Genomic DNA, 19192 nt, shown 5'->3' on the forward strand with positions numbered 1-19192 from the left:
CGAGTCATCGCAGGCGTATATAAAAGCAACGTGCTCTAACTTCAATCGCGTCGATAACGGCTTCCTCATCCTGAGGTCGCCCTCGCCGAGACTGGGTTAGATTAGCACGCGTACCGTTAGCAAATCAAAAGCCGCCGAAGTAAATTCTCGGCGGCTAGTGATAGTAGATCATGTTTAGGCGCGGTCAAACAAGGTGGTGACAGAACCATTCTCGAAGATCTCGTGGATGGTCTGTGCCAAAAGCGGTGCGATGGACAGCACCGTGAGGTTAGACCAGCCCTCGGTGGACTGCGGCAGGGTATCGGTGGTGATAACTTCCTCCGCACCGCATTCAGACAGACGCTCGCGGGCGGGATCAGAAAAGACGCCGTGGGTGCAGGCAATGATGACCTTCTTGGCGCCGGCGTCCTTCAGCACGCGCACGGCGCCAGCAATGGTGCCGCCGGTATCAATCATGTCGTCGAGAAGCACGCAGTCCTTGCCCTCAACATCGCCTACTACGCGGTTGGATACCGTCTTATTGGCCTCGGTATTGGAGCGGGTCTTGTGCACGAAGGCCAGCGGGGCATCGCCCAAGTCATGGGCCCACTTTTCCGCAACCTTTACGCGGCCGGCATCCGGGGAGACAACCGTGATGTTATCGGTGGCGTACTTGGACTTGATGTAATCGGTCAGGATGGGCTGAGCATGCATGTGATCAACCGGGCCATCGAAGAAGCCCTGAATCTGATCGGTGTGCAGGTCCACGGAGACGATGCGGTCCGCGCCGGCTGCCTGCAGTAGGTCTGCCACTAGGCGAGCGGAAATCGGCTCGCGGCCCAAGTGCTTCTTATCCTGGCGTGCATATGGGTAGAAGGGCAGGATGGCAGTGATGCGCTTCGCGGAGCCGCGCTTGAGAGCGTCAATCATGATGAGCTGCTCCACCAGCCACTTATTGAGCGGCTGAGTGTGCGACTGCATTACGAAACAGTCTGCACCACGCACGGACTCTTCAAAGCGGATGAAGATTTCGCCGTTAGCGAAATCGCGGGCGGTAGTAGGAACCAGATCCGTCTTCAGCTCCTTAGCCACAGCCTCCGCCAGCTCTGGGTGTGCACGCCCAGAGAAGAGCTTCATGTTTTTGCTGCTACCAGTTACCTTGCCAGTCATGGGAGAATATGCCCCTTACTTTTCGTTGTCTTGCGCACGGGCTGCGGCCTCAGCCGCGGGAGTACCCGGACGCTTCTTTTGAACCCAGCCCTCGATGTTGCGCTGTTTGCCACCGGAGACTGCGAGTGCTCCCGCAGGAACATCGTCCTTAATTACTGTACCCGCACCGGAGTACGCGCCATCACCGACATTGACCGGAGCGATAAACATTGTGTCAGAACCGGTGCGCACGTGGCTGCCGATGGTGGTGTGGTGCTTGTTTACTCCGTCGTAGTTTACAAAGACGGAAGAGGCGCCAATATTGGACTGCTCGCCCACGGTGGCATCGCCGATATAGGTCAGGTGCGGCACCTTGGAGCCGCGACCAATTTGCGCATTCTTTGCCTCTACGAAGCCGCCGAGCTTTCCGTCCTCGCCCACCACGGTCTTCGGGCGGATATAGGTAAACGGGCCGACCTTAGCGTTGGTGCCGATGACAGAATCGCTGCCATGAGTGCGCACGACGGAAGCACCTTCGCCCACTTGCATATTGGTCAGGGTGGTATCGGGGCCAATCTCGGCATTATCGGCGATGCTGGTCGCTCCCCACAGCTGGGTGCCGGGGTGAATGATGACATCGGAGCCCACGGTGACATTGACACCAATCCAGGTGGTCTCCGGATCTACGATGGTGGCTCCGCCGCGCATCGCCTTTTCCACCATGCGTCGGTTGAGCTCGCGGCCGGCAGCGGCGAGCTGCACGCGGTCATTGACGCCCGCCAGTTCGGCCGGATCCGCTGCCACATGCGCGCCGACGCCGTGTCCAGCGGTGCGGGCGATCTCGAGCACATCGGTGATGTATAGCTCGCCTTGGGCGTTATTGGAGTCGAGCTTCTGGAGGGCGTCGGCAAGCACGCGGCCGTCAAAAGCGAAGACGCCGGAGTTGACCTCATCGACTCGGCGCTGCTCTTCGGAGGCGTCCTTTTGCTCGACAATGGCGGACACGCTGCCGTCCTCAGCGCGGATGATACGGCCGTAGCCGGTGGGATCCTCTAAGCGCATGGATAGCACCGTTACCGCATTGCCCTGCTCGGTGTGGGTAGCGCGCAGGCCCTCGATGGTCTCTGGGGTAAGTAGCGGTACGTCGCCATTAGTGACGATGATGGTGCCCTCAAACTCCGGAATCGGCTCCAAGCCGCAGGCCACTGCGTGGCCGGTGCCCAGCTGTTCTTCCTGTACTGCCTGCAGCACCTCGCAGTCCAGCTCCTGGGAGATGGCATCCACAGCGGGGGAGACCTGGTCGCGTTGGTGGCCTACCACCGTGACAATGCGTTCCGGATTAATCCCGGCCGCGGCATGCAGAGCGTGGCCGAGCAAGCTGCGCCCGCCAATCTCGTGCAAGGTCTTTTGCTTGGTGGATTTCATGCGGGTGCCGGCACCAGCCGCAAGGACGACTACGGCACACGGGGTTGTTGCTACCACGGGTTATTGAGCTCCTGGGGGGTCGAGTCTGATTCTTATCCGGACTACATCCTATAGCCCGAGTGCGATTTATGTGTGAGAAACCTCTTTCAGGCCGCGGGCGCGCCACACCCCGAGAAAGCCGATGAGGGCGAGGAATAGCAGGGCCGCCTCTGGCCCGGCCAGCGCCACCACGGAGGAAATACCACCGACGATGAGCAAGATGATGCCCATCATCGTATTGGCGGCACCTACATACTGGGTGCGCTTATCGCCACCGGCCATATCCACCACGTAGGTCTTTCGCGCCACTCGAATGGCCGTGTGCGCCAGATTCACGGCGAAGAAACCAATCGGCATGACCCAGGCATTGACCCCATCTGGGGCCCAATGTGAGCTGGCGACCAAGAGCACCAGCACGATGGAAGCCACGGCCGCTCCTACAGCCATGGTGTTTTTGGAGGATTTATCCGAATACACACCGGAGATCCGTCCGCCCACCAACGAGGCCAGGCCCGAGGCAAGCACGAATCCGTACAGCCCGGAAAGGTTGCTGCTGAGCAGCACGATAAAAGAAGTTGAAAGCGCCGACACCAAAAGAAGCGCGCGGACGATGACGAAGTTACGAAATTGTCCGTCGCTAGTAAAAAGCTGCCAGGTATCTTTCCACCACTGCTTATCGATGCCCCCTTCGGTTTCCTCTGGCACCGGCTCATCCACGCCCGAAAATACCCACGCGGCAATGGCCCACGTGGCCGCGCCAACGCCGAGGACCGTGCCCATCATGGGGATACTGAGCTCACCCAAAAAATAGAGGATAATTCCGGTAAGCAGGGTGGCGCCGCCTCCGAGTGCTGCCGCGCTGCCGGTTACTCGGCCACGCGCGCCTTTGGAAATCGTGCGCGCCTGTACGTCCTTGCCCGCAATCGAGCACAGTGCGCGGAAAAGCGAAAGCGCCGCTAGGGCGACCAGTGTTACTACTCCCAGTGCCGTCCCACGAAGGAAGAATGCTGCTAGCGCAATGACCGCGGCGGATATCGCTTGGCCCAGCGAACCGATAATCCACAGGCGCTTACGGGCCCTATGCGTAGTCACCCACGGGGTCAGCGCCGCCTGCGGCAGCATAGAACCAGATTCGCGAATAGGGGTGAGCAAACCGGTAAAGAACGCAGGCACGCCGGCTGCACTAAAAAGCGCTGGCAGCACCGTCTTGGCCGCCACAATCTGATCGCCCAAATTTTGCAGGCCATTGGACCAGATGAAATACCGGGCATTGGATTGAGACATGAGAAATTCGATCTTTCAGAGAAATGAGTTGGTTAAATTAAAGCCATGCTGACACGCCGGAGACTAAAACACGGCCGCAGTCACGCCGAAATTCTACCCGCGCGGCAGGAGGCCTAAGAATCATGCATGATGTTGATCCCCTCATCAATTCCCTCTATCAAGCCTTTGACCTCCTTGGCGTGGTGCTGAACGGCATCATTGGTGGCACCATTGCCCGCCGACGCGAATTCGACATCGTGGGTTTTGTATTCCTCGCCCTCTTTTCTGGGCTGGCCGGTGGCATGATTCGTGACATGCTCATCGCAGATGGGGCAGCGGCTGCGATTTCAGATCCGTGGTACCTCGGACTCGCCTGTGGAGGAGCCCTCGTTGCGTTTCTTATCGATCTTAAGGGCAAGGCATGGGAGCTTTTCCGCGAACATGGTGATGCCATCATCCTCGGCGTCTGGTCCACTACCGGTTGCGTCAAAGCACTCACGCACGGCATGCCACTTATTCCCTGCGTTTTCCTTGGCGTGCTTACCGCGGTGGGCGGCGGAATGGTTCGCGACGTAGCTTCTGGGCAAATCCCCTCTATCTTCGGCGGCAGCCCTCTTTATGCCGTGCCGTCCATCCTGACCGGCATCGTTATGGTGACCTTCGCCCACAACGGGCAATTTGCCCTCGGCATGATCATTTCCCCCATCGTCGGAAGCGGCATGGCCATCTTGTCCTATTGGCGCGGCTGGGTGTTGCCCCGCGCTGGTGTAGCCCCCGTTAATTACACCGCGGCCCAGGTGGCTGCGATTGCGAAGAAAGCCGAGCTCAAAGGCTTTCGACGCGGCAGGAAGAAAAACTAAAAAGCTTCCCCACCAGGACTCGAACCTAGAATGACGGTACCAAAAACCGTAGTGTTGCCGATTACACCATGGGGAAACACAGCAAAGCGCTGTAGGCATAGCGTACCTGACGCACCCGGGTAAATCACAAATTGCGGGGCGAGGGATAGGGTAGAAGGTATGGCTCGACAAAGGATGACCGGCCGAGAACGGCGCGAACAACTCATTTCCATCGGACGCACCGCATTTGCGGAACTAGGGTTTGAAGGGGCCAGTGTCGAAGAGATCGCGGCTCGCGCCGGGGTATCCAAGCCCGTTGTCTATGAGCACTTTGGGGGTAAGGAAGGCCTCTATGCAGTCGTCGTTGACCGCGAGATGTTGGCACTGGAAAAGGTCATTACTGATTCTTTGGAAAATGGCAGCTGGCGCGAGCGCATCGAGCAGGCCGTGATGGCCATCTTGACCTATGTTGAGGAAGAAACCGATGGATTCCTCATTCTGGTGCGCGATGCCAAGCCAGGCGATGAACGCAGTTTCTCCACGCTGTTAAATTCCGCGGTAGGCCAGGTGTCTTATATTTTGCGAGAAGCGTTTGAACACCGTGGTATCCAGCCGGATTTGGCGGATATTTATGGCCAAGCGCTGGTAGGAATGGTATCTACCACGGCGCAATGGTGGTTAGATGAGCGCAACCCGGACAAGGAAGTCGTCGCCACGCATATTGTCAATCTATGCTGGAATGGTTTGTCCGGTATGGAAATAAAGCCCAAGCTAGGAGGCAAATAGATGGCGACCCCAATGCTGGCCGGCCTGCTCAAGGTAGCAGCCTCGGACCCCAAGCTTAAGGGCATGATTTCTCATGTGGGGGAAGACCTCCACATCACAGGTTTGGATCAGTCTCGGCCGTGGGCCTTGGGAACTTTGGCCCATCACGCCCCGGTGCTGGTGGTGACCGCCACCAGCCGCGAAGCGGAAGACCTTAGCGCAGAGCTTACGGCGATGCTGGGGGAAAAGGTGGCCATGTTTCCGGCATGGGAGACACTGCCGCACGAGCGTTTGAGCCCTGGCGTCGACATCATCGGCCGCCGCGCCCAGGTTTTGCACAACTTGGACAATGTGCAGGTCATCGTCACCGCTGCCCGCGGGCTGTCCCAGCCTATCCTCAAGGAAGTGGAAGGTCGTGCTCCCATTCACCTCGAACAAGACCATGAGTATGACTTCGACGAGGTAGTCCGTGAGCTCGAGTTCCGCGCCTATAAACACGTAGACATGGTGGCCAAGCGCGGCGAGTACGCCACCCGAGGTGGCATTATCGATATTTTCCCCACCACGCTGGACTATCCGGTCCGCGTTGAGTTTTGGGGCGATGAGATTACCGATATTCGCCAATTTTCCGTAGCTGACCAGCGCACCATCCCGGAAATCGAGGTCGGCCGCGTAGATATTTTCCCTGCCCGCGAGCTTCCTATTACCGATGCCGTTGCCAAGCGTGCGGCCGATCTCGCCGTCAAGCACCCCGGTAATCCCGCCTTGGTGGAGCTTTTGACCAAGGTGAGCGAGCACATTCCGGCCGAAGGCATGGAGGCGCTTTTGCCCGTGCTTTCCGACGCCCCCATGATCACCCTCCCCGAATTCCTCCGCCCCACCACTCACGTGGTGATGGTCGGCCCGGAGAAGATTCGCCGCCGCGTCGCGGATTTAGAAAAGACCGATGCTGAGTTCCTCGCCGCTGGCTGGGAAGCCGCGGCTATGGGTGCTGATGGCCCATTGGCCACCGAAGGCCTCGATACCGAGGCCTCGAGCTACCGCTCCTATGAATCGCTCGAGGTTTCCATCGGCGAGTCCGACCTGCCGCTGTGGACTTTTTCCCCACCGGGAATGCTTGCCGCCCCAGAAGAGGAGACCCTCCCACTCGAATTCGAGCCAGGGCCCACCCCGCGCGGCAATATCGAAGAAATCGATGCCATGATGGCCCAACTCCTCGCGCATACCAACGCCGGGGGCCGTGCGGCCTTCATCGCTCCGGCACAGGGCGCTATCAAGCGCATGGTGGATCGCTTCGCGGAAAAGGGCATCCGCACTAAGGTTGCTACCCCTGGCTGGGAGCCCACCGCCGGAGAAGTCACCCTCTATCAGGCGCTAAGCCATGCTGGATTGGTGTTCCCCAAGGTGAAAAAGCCCAAGGACGCCGAGGCCCTCCCGCTGGTCGTCGTCACCGAAACCGATCTGACCGGCAACCGCGTAGGCGATATCGCCGAAGCGAAGCGGCGCCCCGCCAAGCGCCGCAATAAGGTCGATCCGCTTGCCCTAAAACAGGGCGATTTTGTGGTGCACGAAACCCACGGCATTGGCAAATTCTTAAAGATGGCCGAACGCACCATCCAGTCCGGCGATGAGACCAGCCGCCGCGAATATATCGTGCTCGAATACGCACCCTCGAAACGTGGCCAGCCCGCCGACCAGCTCTGGGTCCCCATGGACTCTCTGGATTTGCTGAGCAAGTACACCGGCGGCGAATCGCCCCACCTGTCTAAGATGGGCGGCTCCGATTGGAAGAACACCAAGAAGAAGGCGCGCGCCGCAGTACGCGAAATTGCGGGCGAACTCGTTGAGCTTTATGCCAAGCGACAAGCAGCACCCGGCCACCAATTCGCCCCTGACAATCCGTGGCAGGCGGAGATGGAGGATAATTTCCCCTTCGTCGAAACCGAAGACCAGATGCTTGCAATCGACGCCGTCAAACAGGACATGGAATCTACGGTGCCGATGGACCGCGTCGTCGTCGGCGATGTGGGCTATGGCAAGACCGAGGTGGCCATCCGCGCTGCTTTCAAGGCCGTACAAGACGGCATGCAGGTGGCCGTTTTGGTGCCTACCACGCTGTTGGCGCAGCAGCACTTTGATACTTTCAGCGAGCGCATGACCGGCTTCCCTGTCAAGATCGAGGTGCTCTCGCGCTTTACCTCGAAGAAAGAAGCCAAAGACATCTTTAAGGGATTGGCCGATGGCAGCGTCGATATCGTCGTTGGCACGCATCGCCTCCTGCAGACCGGTGTGCACTGGAAGAACCTTGGTCTCATCGTCGTAGACGAGGAGCAGCGCTTTGGTGTGGAGCACAAGGAACATATCAAGGCTCTTAAAGCCAGCGTGGATGTGCTCACCATGTCCGCTACACCTATTCCGCGCACCTTGGAGATGTCCATGGCGGGCATTCGCGAGATGTCTACCATCCTTACCCCGCCGGAAGACCGCCACCCCGTGCTGACCTACGTCGGTGCCTATGAAGACAAGCAGGTCGCCGCGGCCATCCGCCGCGAGCTGCTGCGCGATGGTCAAACCTTCTTCATCCACAATAAGGTCTCTGATATTGAAAAGAAGGCCCGCGAGCTGCGTGACTTGGTACCTGAGGCTCGCGTCGTCGTCGCGCACGGCCAGATGAACGAGGAGGTGCTGGAGCAGACCGTCCAGGGCTTTTGGGACCGCGAGTATGACGTTCTGGTGTGTACCACCATCGTGGAAACCGGCTTGGATATCGCCAACGCCAATACCCTCATTGTGGAAAACGCCCACCATATGGGACTGTCTCAGCTACACCAGTTGCGTGGGCGCGTGGGTCGTTCCCGTGAGCGCGGCTATGCCTACTTCCTGTATCCGAAGGGCGCTACGCTTACGGAAACCTCTTATGACCGCCTAGCCACCATCGCCCAGAACAACGACCTTGGCGCAGGCATGGCCGTAGCCATGAAGGATTTGGAGATGCGCGGTGCCGGAAACGTACTCGGTGCACAGCAGTCCGGCCACATTGCCGGCGTTGGCTTCGACCTTTACGTCCGCCTTGTTGGCGAGGCGGTAGAAACCTTCAAATCTCTCGCTCGCGGCGAAGCTCCTACCGTGACGGATGAGGGGCCAAAAGAAATCCGTATCGATCTCCCCGTGGACGCGCATATCCCGGAGGCTTATATCGATTCCGAGCGCCTGCGCCTGGAGGTCTACCGCAAGCTTGCAGCCTCGCAAGATGACGATGATCTCAAGGCGGTTATTGAGGAAATGGAAGACCGCTTTGGCCCGCTGCCACAGGAGGTCTTACGCTTACTGTCCGTCGCTCGCCTGCGTCACCAAGCGCGCCGCGCCGGGGTATCGGATATTACTGTGCAGGGCACTCGTATCAAGTTCCACCCAGTGGAGCTGCCGGATTCCAAGCAGGTGCGCCTCAAGCGTTTGTATCCAGGATCCAGCTTCCGCGCGGCGGCGAAGGCCATCAACGTGCCATTCCCCAAGGCGGGGCGCAATGTCACCTCGCCCAAGCTGCGCGACACGGAGCTTATTCAGTGGGCGGCGGACTTTTTGAGCGCGCTTTTCGATGTCGAATCGATCACCGTCACCGGCGAGAAATCCGCCGCAGGTAGCGTCATCAGCGTAGGGGAATAGCCACTACACCGTCGACTAGGAGCGCGCCGACGAGGACGTCGGCGCCCTTGTCGGCGCGCTTAGGAAAAATCGAGCCCGATGTCTAGCACGCGTACCGAGTGGGTAAGCGCGCCCACCGCAATATAGTCCACGCCGGAGGTTCCGTACTCGTCGGCTTGGTCGAGGGTTAATCCGCCGGAGGCCTCCAGGGCCGTGGATGGGCTGCGCGCGTCGCGGCGGTGGACGGCGGTGAGGACATCGGCAAGCGCGAAGTTATCCAGCAGCACCATATCCGGGTGCAGCGGGAGCACCTCTTCGAGCTGGTCCAAGGTATCGACCTCGACCTCGCAGGCAATGTCAGGGGTATGCTCGCGCACGCGGCGCAGGGCCGTTGCCACGCTGCCACCCACGGCGAGCACATGATTGTCCTTAATCATGGCGGCGTCGCCCAAGCCCATGCGGTGGTTCGCCCCGCCGCCGGCGCGCACGGCGTATTTCTGCAGCGCGCGCAGGCCAGGCAGGGTCTTGCGGGTATCGCGCACCTGGGCTTGCTTAACGCTATTCGGGGTCCCTGTGTCCGCTGCTGCTGCGATGGCATCGACCCAACGCCGGGTCTGCGTAGCGATGCCGCTTACGTGCGAGACCATATTGAGCATGGTGCGCTCAGCGGCCAGCACGAGGAGGGTAGGCGCCTGCACCGTGGCGATGACCTGGCCTGGGGCAACGCGGTCGCCGTCGGTGGAGTGGAGGGTGATGGTAGGGGCTGGGGCATCGGCAAGCGCGGAGCCCGCGGTATCCACGCCCCACTGGGCTAAGCGCTGGGCGGTGGCCTCAAGGACCTCTTCGATAAGGCCCAAGCCTGCGATGGTGCCGGCCTCGCGCGCGGTGAACTCCGCCGTGCAGCGGGCTTCACCCGGCACCGTGGCAAGCGAGGTGTAATCCGGCCCAAAGGCGAAATCCTCCTCCAGGGCCGTGGCAATGAGCGCGGAGCAGTCCGGCAGCAGCAGGCGCTCCATCTACTCGCCCCCGCCGGGGTTGCCAATGGAAATCATGGCCTCGAGGGACTTGCGTGCCGCATTCGCGATATCTTCAGGCACAGTGACCTCATCGGTCTCTTCTACCAGGCAGCGCTCAAGGGCCGCTGGGGTGATCATCTTCATGTACTTGCACTCGGCGTGGTCATTGACGGCCTGAAAATCGATGTCCGGCGCGGCCTGGCGCAGCTGGTGGAGCATGCCGGTCTCGGTAGCAACAAGCACCTTATTCTGCGGCTGCTTCTGGGACTGGGTGATCATCTGCCCGGTAGAAAGCATGTGCACGCGATCTTGTGCCACCAAGCCTTCGTTGGCCAGGTACAACGCGGAATTGGAGCACCCGCACTCCGGGTGGATATACAGGTCCGCGTCCGGGTTATTTTGGGTCTGTTGGGTTAGCTGCTGGGCGCTAATGCCGGCGTGTACGTGGCATTCGCCGGCCCAAATGCGGATATTTTCCCGGCCGGTCTTGCGTTTTACGTAGGCACCCAAGAACTGGTCGGGGCAGAAGAGGATTTCTTTATCCGCCGGCAGTGAGTTGACCACATCGACGGCATTGGAGGACGTACAGCAGACATCGGTGAGCGCCTTGACCTCTGCGGTGGTGTTGACGTAGCTGACTACCAGGGCATCGGGGTGCTCGGCCTTCCACTCGCGCAGCTCCTCGGCCGTGATGGAATCCGCCAGGGAACACCCCGCGCGCTCATCGGGGATGAGGACCTTCTTATGTGGCGACAGGATCTTGGCGGATTCCGCCATGAAGTGCACGCCGCAAAAGACGATGATATCTGCATCGGTTTCCGCCGCCTTGCGGGACAGCGCCAGGGAATCGCCGGTGTGGTGGGCAACGTCTTGAATCTCCGGGATCTGGTAATTATGCGCCAGAATCACCGCATTGCGTTGCTCCGCTAACTCTTTGATCCGCTCCGCCCAGGCCTTTCCTGCCGCGGGGTCCGAACCGGTATGAGTAGCAGATGGCATGACGCTAGCATTGGTTTGAGTCACAAGTGCTCCAAAGAAGTGATAGTCACAGGAATTAGTGGGGTGTTATAACCGTACTAAACTGTCTGTGCGCAAGACCACTTGCGATGGCGGGGTGAGGGTATCGACCTGGCCCGGCTGGCGGGGCAGGTGATTAGAGCTCCAGCGATCCTTGGGCGAGGCCGACCGCGGCGACGGTGGCGGCCACCAGCACCACGATGACGATTGACCACTCAAATCCATTAAAAAGCTTCTCGCGGCGCGATAGGCGGGTGAGCACGTACGGGATAATTCCCGGCACGACGGCGAGGGCGCCAAAGAGAATATAAACCGGGTCGGCGGCATAAATGAGCCACAGCGAGTACACGAAGGCCACCAGCGCGATGCCAAAGTGGCGCCGGTTTTCGCGTCTGGGAATATCCGGCCCAGAGAGATCGAACCGCGTTCCGGCGTGCGGGTGGGTCACACCCTTGCCCCGTATCGCTAGCAGCAGCAGATACAGCGAAGAGAAGATATAGGGCAGGAGGTACATGATGGTGGCGAGCTGCACCATCGCGGCATAAGAAGCCTCGTTGACGTAGAAGACGACGATGAAGATCTGGATGGCAGAGGTGGAAATCAGCTGGGCTACCCACGGGGCGCCGGCCACATTGATGGTGCCGATACGGCGGGGGATAAGGCCATCGATGGCCATCATGACGATGGGCTCAGCGCACAGCATTTGCCAGGAAACGTAGGCGCCGAGGACCGAGAGGCACAGGCCGATGGAAATCAGCGCGCCGCCCCAAGGGCCGACGACCTCTGTGAGCACCGAGGCCATGGAATTATCCGGCAGCGCGGCCAACTCCTCCTTCGTCATTACGCCAAAGCTCAACGTGGAAACCGAGACCAAGAGCGCCAGCACGGAGACGAAGCCAATGACGGTGGCGCGGCCAACATCGGTGCGCTTAGCGGCCTGCTTGGAATAGACGGAGGCGCCCTCAACACCGATAAAGACCCAGACTGTAAAGAGCATGATGCCTTGGACCTGCTCAAAGACGCTGGCCTCGGAAGCGCGTCCCCAGAAATCCACGGTGAATTTATCCCAGCTGAACCCGAGGAAAGCAATGAGCACCACGAAGGCCAGGATGGGCACGATCTTGGCAATCGTGGTGATGAGGTTCATGAAGGCGGCCTGCTTGATGCCGCGGGCGAGTACCGCGAAAATTCCCCACGACAAAAGGGAGACGGCGATGGCGGAGGACCAGTAATGGTCGGCGTCGAAAAGCGGCAGGTAATGGCCCAGCGTATTGAAAAAGAGGGTGGCATACCCCACCTGCGCCATAACGGAGCCCAGCCAGTAACCCCAGCCCGAGGTAAAACCAATAAAATCGCCGAGGCCGGCGCGCACATAGGAATAGACGCCAGAATCAAGGTGCGGCTTGCGGCGGGCCAAAATCTGGAACACAAAAGCCACGGAGAGCATGCCGACGCCCGCTACCAGCCAGCCAATGAGCATCGCGCCTGGGCCGGCAACGGAGGCAATGTTTTGCGGCAGCGAGAAAATACCCGCGCCAACGGTGGAACCGATAATGAGCGCGACGAGGGTCCACAACGTCACGGAGTGGGATTTATTCTGGCTGGAGGTCATTGGCCTAAAATACCTTGAATAGCCCCATAATGGGAACTCGGGCTAGACTTTGTGCACATGACTGTGCTGTTGCTCGATGAACGTTGGCCCACGATGATCCCCATGCAAGCACACGGGAAGCTACGCGGCCCCGTTTACTTCACCGGTGAAGTTCCCGTTTCCGTGCGGTGGAATTTTTCCGATCTCCTCGTAGGGGAAGATTCCATCGGAACCTTAGTCAGCACCGACGAATGTGATCCTGAAACCCGCGCTCGCATAGCTACTGGGGAGTCGGTCATTCGGGCCGAATCCCTCGCGGATCCTGTCATGCAGGCGCGCCAGACTATGGCCACTGCGCGGCGCATTGGTGAATGGGAGCGTGAACAAACCCATGCCTCCCTTTTGCCCTACCTTGAGGAAGAGTCCGCCGAATTCGCCGCGGCCGTACGCAACCGTGAGCCGGAAAGCGAGATTCTCAAGGAGCTGGGCGATATCTTCCTGCAGGTCCTTTTCCATGCGGAAATCTCTGCCTTTTCGCTTGATGACGTCGCCCAGAGCTTCGTCACCAAAATGCGCGCCCGCGCCCCGTACCTATTTGATGGCACGACTGAGATAGTCGATGTTGACACACAAGAGCGGCTGTGGCGCGCAGGCAAGGAGATGTAGGATAGCTTCCCATGAAGAGGCTGCTGCAGATATTCGGGGGCTGCGGGGTAGCCGTAGTCGTGATCATCGCGCTAGTAGCATGGCTATTGACTGGGCACGGTACCTCTCAGCAGCCCGTACCTGAAGACATCCCGCCTGTTGAAGGCAAAGAGGTCGCGCACATTGACGTCAATGCGCCCGGACGCACCGCAGATAAACTCACCTACTGGGCCTCTGACTTAGCTGATCGCACTGGCATCCCGCCGGCCGCCCTGCGTGCCTATGGCAATGCTGAGCTCATTGCTCAGCAAAAGTGGCCCAATTGCCACCTGCGTTGGAATACCCTTGCCGGCTTGGGCTATGTAGAAACACGCCACGGTACCTATAACGGCAATTGGTTTAAGCACTCCAAGCTTGACGACGCCGGCTACCCCCAACCCCCCATCAACGGCATCGCCCTCGATGGCCTGAACAACACGGCCCACACCCCAGACACCGATAACGGCGAAATCGATGGAGACTCCGAATACGATCGCGCCGTAGGCCCAATGCAATTTATCCCCACCACGTGGGAAGCGGTGGGCGCTGATGCCAATGGTGATGGGAAGGCTGATCCCAACCAAATCGATGACGCCGCTGTTGGGGCGGCCGGACTTTTGTGCTTCGGTGACAGAGATCTCTCTAACCCAGATCAGTGGAAGGAAGCAATCCTAAATTACAATCAGTCCAGCGACTATTTGCATAAGGTTGCGCACGCCGCCAATGCTTACTCAGTTCCACAAAGTGCCAAGTAGTGTCACACGGCTACGTTTTCTGCAACAATTGAGAACGTGGCTGGGCCGGCTGGTCCAGAGCGAACATTTTGATGAGGAGTGAAGAACAGCATGGCTGATATCATCCACACTTTCGCCCGCGAGATTCTCGATTCCCGTGGCAACCCAACCGTTGAGGCAGAAGTATTCCTTGACGATGGCGCCCGCGGCGTAGCAGGCGTTCCTTCCGGTGCCTCTACCGGCGTGCACGAGGCCCACGAGCTGCGCGACGGCGGCGAGCGCTACCTGGGCAAGGGTGTTTTGAAGGCTGTTGAGAATATCAATGAGAAGATTTCCGATGAGATTGCTGGCTTCGAAGCTGACGATCAGCGCCTCATTGACCAAGCATTGATTAGGCTGGACGGTACCGATAACAAGTCTGAGCTGGGCGCTAACGCTATCCTGGGCGTTTCCATCGCCGTAGCCAAGGCCGCCGCAGAGTCCGCTGCACTGCCGCTGTACCGCTACATCGGAGGCCCCAATGCTCACGTACTGCCAGTGCCGATGATGAATATCCTCAACGGTGGCGCACACGCTGACTCCGGCGTTGACGTCCAGGAATTCATGATTGCCCCGATTGGTGCTGAGTCCTTCGCTGAAGCTCTGCGCATGGGTGCCGAGGTCTACCACGCACTGAAGGCAGTGCTGAAGGACAAGGGCCTGTCTACTGGTCTGGGTGACGAGGGTGGCTTCGCTCCTTCCGTTGATTCCACCAAGGCTGCTCTGGACGTCATCGTTGACGCCATTAAGAAGGCTGGCTACGAGCCGGGCAAGGACGTAGCCCTCGCGCTCGATGTTGCTTCCTCCGAGTTCTTCAAGGACGGTAAGTACCACTTCGAAGGCGGCGAGCATACCGCTGAAGAAATGTCCAAGGTTTATGAGGAACTCATCGATGAGTACCCGATTGTCTCCATCGAGGATCCTCTGCAAGAAGACGATTGGGACGGCTACACCGCTCTTACCGCCGCCATTGGCGAAAAGGTACAGATTGTTGGCGATGACTTCTTCGTTACCAACCCTGCCCGTCTGCAGGAAGGTATTGAGAAGAAGGCTGCTAACGCACTGCTGGTGAAGGTAAACCAGATCGGTACCCTGACCGAGACCTTTGATGCTGTCGAGCTGGCTCACCGCAATGGCTACCGCACCATGATGTCCCACCGCTCCGGTGAAACCGAGGACACCACCATCGCTGATCTGGCTGTCGCACTGAATTGTGGTCAGATTAAGACCGGTGCTCCAGCCCGCTCCGAGCGCGTAGCTAAGTACAACCAGCTGCTGCGCATCGAGCAGGAGCTGGGCGACGGTGCAGTCTACGCTGGCCGCTCCGCATTCCCACGCTTTAAGGCTTAATCGCCTCCTTGTGTAGCGCCCTCGTATTACTGCGGGGGCGCTTTCGCATGTCCAGATATTGTTGCCAAGTTTGCTTCCAGTTCACGGTGCGCGGTGCCAAAGGTCCTTGGGCGCGGTCAATCTCGAAGGTGCCGTCCGAAAAGAGCCAGACGACGTCCCCAGTGATCGGATCCATGATGTACTGCGCTCTTCCATCGGTCTTCACGTTGTGGTGGTGCTGACACAGCGTTACCAAATTATCGACGCCCGTCGGTCCGCCGTCGGCATACTCCACTCGATGATCGAGCTGGCAATAACGCGCTGGCATTGAGCACCCCGGCCATCGACATGTGGCATCGCGACCGTGGACCCATGTTCTGATTTGTTCGGTGGGAACGTAAGAAGAAGTTTCTTGCGGGCATAGCTCGCGAGTCATGGAGTAACTATTTAATTGCTCCGTAAGTACGCACCACCCCGCCGAAGGGATATACACCCGAGAAGCATCATCGCCAGATGCGTAAGTATTAATTACTACCTTTGTCTGGGTTCGGTTAAAGATTAACGCCTCCAAAGCCTCTGGTTTGGTGATGTTTTTCTTTCGCGCTGCTTTGTCGATATGGCGGGATATAGCGCTGGCGGTGGCTTTATCCGTTTTTAATGTGATGGTGGCTTGGCCTTTGGAATAGGAGATGGAAACGGATCGCTCGATTTCCTTTTCAATATCTGGCGTGAGTATCCCGTCGATATAGTCACGCAAGAACCTCCGGATTTCGGATTCTGTGGGGACATGCTGAGCAGGTTCCTTTGGGGTAAGGAAGTCCGCGAGGGCGGCATCGACTAGTTGGATGCTTTCTGCGTCGTCGCCAAGCGGGGCAAGTTCGGCATCAATTACGTGCAGCCGCGGGAGGTCTAGGATCCAATGTTCGGTTTGCACCGCTGTGGTCAATGGCAATTCCTGCATGCGTAGGTGGGAGCGGAGCGCGGATAGAACTCGCCAGTAACTCAGACCCACACGCTTAGATAGAGCAGCGGTGGTGCATTCGACATCGTCCTCTAATCGTGGAAGCACAGATTGGTACAACTGCCAAGATTGAATGCGCTGGAGCAAGGCCAGGAGGCAGACGGTGTCGTCGAGGTTATTGGTGGAAAAAATAGGCCTTCTTTGACGGTGTGTCGGTAGCTGTCACAAAATAGTCCCCCTGAAATAAATCGCACACCTAATCGAATTTACGTCCCTTAGTCTAAAACACTCATTCGAGTCCTGCAAGGCCAAAAGCGAAATTGTGTGCGAAATTGCAGGGGAGGGCTAGAGGCTGAAGATAGCGTCAGCGACTGCTTCGAGTTCTTTATCGGTGTATTTATCACCGCATGTTGCCAGAGAGCCAACACTGGCCATGTATAGGCTGAATAGCCTGTCTTCAGGAGGGGCATCGGCTGATATATCAAGCGCTTCGTAGACGGGGCGTATTTCTGATCAAACTCTTCGGGCTTGGCGGCGAGCTCCGCAAGTGCACCTTTGCCATGGGTTAGCAAATACTTGGCGTCGTCCAGGATCTGATCATTGTTGCAAGCAACAGCACCCGCCTTCTTCAGGGTCGTGGCATTGACCTCGTAGCTGGTGGGGCCTTCTTCGGCCTCGGGAGCTCCGGAGGCGAACACATTCAAATAGTAGTCCGGAATCGTCCCATGCTCTTTGATGTGGTAGATGAAGCCGCTCTTGGTATTGAGATCGTAGCTTCTGCTTGTGGTGGTGGGAACCTCGCTGCTGGTAGTGCTGTTGGGTGTGGAGGATTTAGTCTGGGCGGTAGATTCTTCCTCTTGGTCGGAAATGCTGCAGGCGCTCAGTAGAGTGCCGACGGCTACTAGTAGAAGAAGGCGCTTGAGGGGCATGACTATTCCTTAAGTGAGGGGAATATGATTCGAGCCTTTAGCTCGTGTGCATGGACGCCGCGACCTTTTCCAGTTCTTCATCGCTGAACTCATCGCCACAGGACATAACAGCCCCCAGCGGGGTCATCGCTGCGGCCATATACTTGTCATTATCAGGTGCGTCATCGGGGATGTCGAGGGCCTCAAAAACGTCACCATATTTTTCATCGGGTCCGCCTGCTGACGTTACAGCTTTACCTAGCTTGTCCGTATCGCCTTGGAAGAAGTCCTTTGCGATTTGCAGCAGTTCGTCATTCTTACAGGTAACTTCGCCGGCCTTCTTGACGGACGCTGCGTTGGCTTCAAAGCTCTCCGGCTTATCGTTCCCGTCTAGCTCCTTAGCATCGTGGTCGATGTAATCATCTGGCAGGGTCTTATATTCCTTGAGGTAGTCGGCCATGCCGTCTTGGGTGCTTAGATCGTAATCGTCGCCGTAGACGGGATACTCACCGTCTTGGGCAGAGGGACTGCAGCTGGCGAGAAATAGGCTTGCGGTAAGTACGGGTAGGAGGCGCTTGAGGGACATAAAAATTCCTTACTGGGAGGGAGAATTTCTTTTAGTGTACCCAAAATGCGCGTGCCAAGTCTCTGTTACAGGAGTGACGACGCTAGGATTGGAAACCTATGGCACGCGAAAGAAAGATGCAGCGAAACCGGAGCCGCACTAGGGTTCCGGTAGCCTCGCGTGCTGCAGATGTCCGTAAAGCTCAGCGCGCACAACTAAAGCAGAAGCAAAAGCCAGACCGGATGAGTATCGCCGGAGTAGGCGTGATCGTGGCTATCGTGCTGGTTGTATTGCTGGTTATCGCTGTTCCCCTGCGCAATTACTATCATGGCCGGTCCGAAATTGCCCGCTTGAATGAGTCAATCGCTGCCAAGCAAGATGAAAAAGCTGCTTTGCTGGAAAAGATTGATAAATATAAATCCGATGAGTATATCAAGCAGGAGGCGCGGCGCCGATTCGGGGTTGTTGATGAGGGCGAAACTGCCTATCGCATCATTGACCCGCAGATTAAGCCGGAAGACCAGCTCACCACAGACGGACAGAAGGAAGAAGATTCCCGCGACTGGTATGAGGTCTTGTGGGATTCCGTGGCTGAACCCCCTAAAGAAGAAGCGCCATCCGAGCAGGTAAATCATCTTCCGATTGAGCCGGCACCGGAAGAGAAAGCGGATGTGCGATAATTGTCCGCATGACCGTCACTGATGCAGACATCGCTGTAGTAACTGAGCAATTGGGCCGCACTCCGCGCGGAGTACTGGAGATTTCTTATCGCACGCCAGATGGCCAGCCTGCGGTGATTAAGACAGCGCCCAAGCTTGCCGACGGCACTCCATTCCCCACCCTCTATTACCTCACCGACCCACGGCTTACGGCCGAAGCTTCACGCTTGGAAGTTGCCCACGTCATGAAGTGGATGGAATCCCGACTGCGTGAGGATGAGGACTTGGCTGCTGATTACCAGCGTGCACATGAATACTTTTTGTCCAAGCGCAATGACATCGAAGATCTCGGCACCGATTTCTCCGGTGGAGGTATGCCGGATCGCGTGAAGTGCCTGCACGTGCTCATTGCCTACGCCCTGGCTGAGGGGCCGCAGCATTTCCGGTTGGGAACTGAAGCGGTAGCTATGGCCGCCGACCATGGCAAGCTTCGAGGAAGCGCTATCCCCCAGGATTGGCCCACGGTAGAAGATTTGGGAATTGACCTAGCGCAGTTCGATTTTTCTAACGCGGAATAGGAGGAATGCT

General features: G+C 58.2%; 17 protein-coding genes. 8 read left to right on the top strand and 9 right to left on the bottom strand.

All coding sequences use genetic code 11. The annotated features are described in order from the left end of the window. Positions 1-174 precede the first annotated feature (174 nt). From ACP8J1_RS04055 to ACP8J1_RS04065, 3 genes are all read right to left on the bottom strand, one after another. Positions 175-1149: a ribose-phosphate diphosphokinase gene (locus tag ACP8J1_RS04055; protein ID WP_005323655.1), complete on the bottom strand. Its 975-nt coding sequence runs from the start codon at positions 1147-1149 to the stop codon at positions 175-177. A 15-nt stretch (positions 1150-1164) separates the two neighbouring features. Beyond that, positions 1165-2610 carry a bifunctional UDP-N-acetylglucosamine diphosphorylase/glucosamine-1-phosphate N-acetyltransferase GlmU gene (gene glmU, locus ACP8J1_RS04060; protein WP_023021919.1) on the bottom strand — a complete coding sequence of 482 codons (1446 nt, stop codon included), beginning with the start codon at positions 2608-2610 and terminating at the stop codon, positions 1165-1167. A gap of 69 nt (positions 2611-2679) precedes the next feature. Further along, the gene (locus ACP8J1_RS04065) at positions 2680-3876 is read right to left on the bottom strand and encodes an MFS transporter (RefSeq protein WP_023021918.1); all 1197 of its coding nucleotides are present in this window, start codon (positions 3874-3876) and stop codon (positions 2680-2682) included. Between the two features lie 122 nt (positions 3877-3998). On the opposite strand from ACP8J1_RS04065, the gene ACP8J1_RS04070 reads away from it, so the two are divergent. The 3 genes from ACP8J1_RS04070 (at position 3999) to mfd (ending at position 9122) form a co-directional block, all read left to right on the top strand. Further along, complete coding sequence (locus ACP8J1_RS04070; protein ID WP_023021917.1) at positions 3999-4715, top strand: trimeric intracellular cation channel family protein; 717 nt, start codon at positions 3999-4001, stop codon at positions 4713-4715. 159 nt (positions 4716-4874) lie between these two features. Beyond that, positions 4875-5480, top strand: coding sequence for a TetR/AcrR family transcriptional regulator (locus ACP8J1_RS04075; RefSeq protein ID WP_023021916.1), 606 nt, complete (start codon positions 4875-4877; stop codon positions 5478-5480). Next, positions 5481-9122 (top strand): transcription-repair coupling factor, encoded by a 3642-nt coding sequence (gene mfd, locus ACP8J1_RS04080; RefSeq protein WP_023021915.1) that lies wholly within the window; start codon positions 5481-5483, stop codon positions 9120-9122. It begins immediately after the preceding gene. A 59-nt stretch (positions 9123-9181) separates the two neighbouring features. On the opposite strand, the gene nadC is transcribed toward mfd, so the two are convergent. From nadC to ACP8J1_RS04095, 3 genes are all read right to left on the bottom strand, one after another. Beyond that, positions 9182-10117, bottom strand: coding sequence for a carboxylating nicotinate-nucleotide diphosphorylase (gene nadC, locus ACP8J1_RS04085; protein ID WP_023021914.1), 936 nt, complete (start codon positions 10115-10117; stop codon positions 9182-9184). Beyond that, a complete protein-coding gene (nadA, locus tag ACP8J1_RS04090) occupies positions 10118-11140 on the bottom strand; it encodes a quinolinate synthase NadA (protein WP_023021913.1) in 1023 nt (340 codons plus the stop codon). It lies immediately after the preceding gene. 130 nt (positions 11141-11270) lie between these two features. Then, complete coding sequence (locus ACP8J1_RS04095; protein ID WP_023021912.1) at positions 11271-12746, bottom strand: amino acid permease; 1476 nt, start codon at positions 12744-12746, stop codon at positions 11271-11273. A gap of 57 nt (positions 12747-12803) precedes the next feature. Between ACP8J1_RS04095 and ACP8J1_RS04100 the strand changes: the two genes are divergently transcribed. The 3 genes from ACP8J1_RS04100 to eno all read left to right on the top strand — a co-directional run bounded on the left by ACP8J1_RS04100 (position 12804) and on the right by eno (position 15532). After that, entirely contained in the window at positions 12804-13391 is a 588-nt protein-coding gene (locus ACP8J1_RS04100) for a MazG nucleotide pyrophosphohydrolase domain-containing protein (RefSeq protein ID WP_023027835.1), read from the top strand. A gap of 11 nt (positions 13392-13402) precedes the next feature. Then, positions 13403-14164 (top strand): lytic transglycosylase domain-containing protein, encoded by a 762-nt coding sequence (locus ACP8J1_RS04105; protein WP_023021910.1) that lies wholly within the window; start codon positions 13403-13405, stop codon positions 14162-14164. A gap of 90 nt (positions 14165-14254) precedes the next feature. Next, entirely contained in the window at positions 14255-15532 is a 1278-nt protein-coding gene (gene eno, locus ACP8J1_RS04110; protein WP_023021909.1) for a phosphopyruvate hydratase, read from the top strand. On the opposite strand, the gene ACP8J1_RS04115 is transcribed toward eno, so the two are convergent. The 3 genes from ACP8J1_RS04115 to ACP8J1_RS04125 form a co-directional block, all read right to left on the bottom strand. Next, entirely contained in the window at positions 15522-16472 is a 951-nt protein-coding gene (locus ACP8J1_RS04115; RefSeq protein WP_023021908.1) for an HNH endonuclease signature motif containing protein, read from the bottom strand. The two genes, eno and ACP8J1_RS04115, sit on opposite strands and share 11 nt — an antisense overlap. Positions 16473-16747: 275 nt before the next feature. Further along, on the bottom strand, positions 16748-17401 hold the full coding sequence (locus ACP8J1_RS04120) for a hypothetical protein (RefSeq protein WP_023021907.1): 654 nt from the start codon (positions 17399-17401) through the stop codon (positions 16748-16750). Positions 17402-17438: 37 nt separating this feature from the next. Continuing rightward, on the bottom strand, positions 17439-17966 hold the full coding sequence (locus tag ACP8J1_RS04125) for a hypothetical protein (RefSeq protein ID WP_023021906.1): 528 nt from the start codon (positions 17964-17966) through the stop codon (positions 17439-17441). A 98-nt stretch (positions 17967-18064) separates the two neighbouring features. On the opposite strand from ACP8J1_RS04125, the gene ACP8J1_RS04130 reads away from it, so the two are divergent. Next, positions 18065-18625, top strand: coding sequence for a septum formation initiator family protein (locus tag ACP8J1_RS04130; protein ID WP_023021905.1), 561 nt, complete (start codon positions 18065-18067; stop codon positions 18623-18625). A gap of 8 nt (positions 18626-18633) precedes the next feature. Then, positions 18634-19182, top strand: a complete 549-nt coding sequence (locus ACP8J1_RS04135) for a DUF501 domain-containing protein (protein WP_023021904.1) — start codon at positions 18634-18636, stop codon at positions 19180-19182. Positions 19183-19192: the final 10 nt, after the last annotated feature.

The sequence above is a fragment of the Corynebacterium sp. LaCa_205 genome (assembly GCF_057458085.1).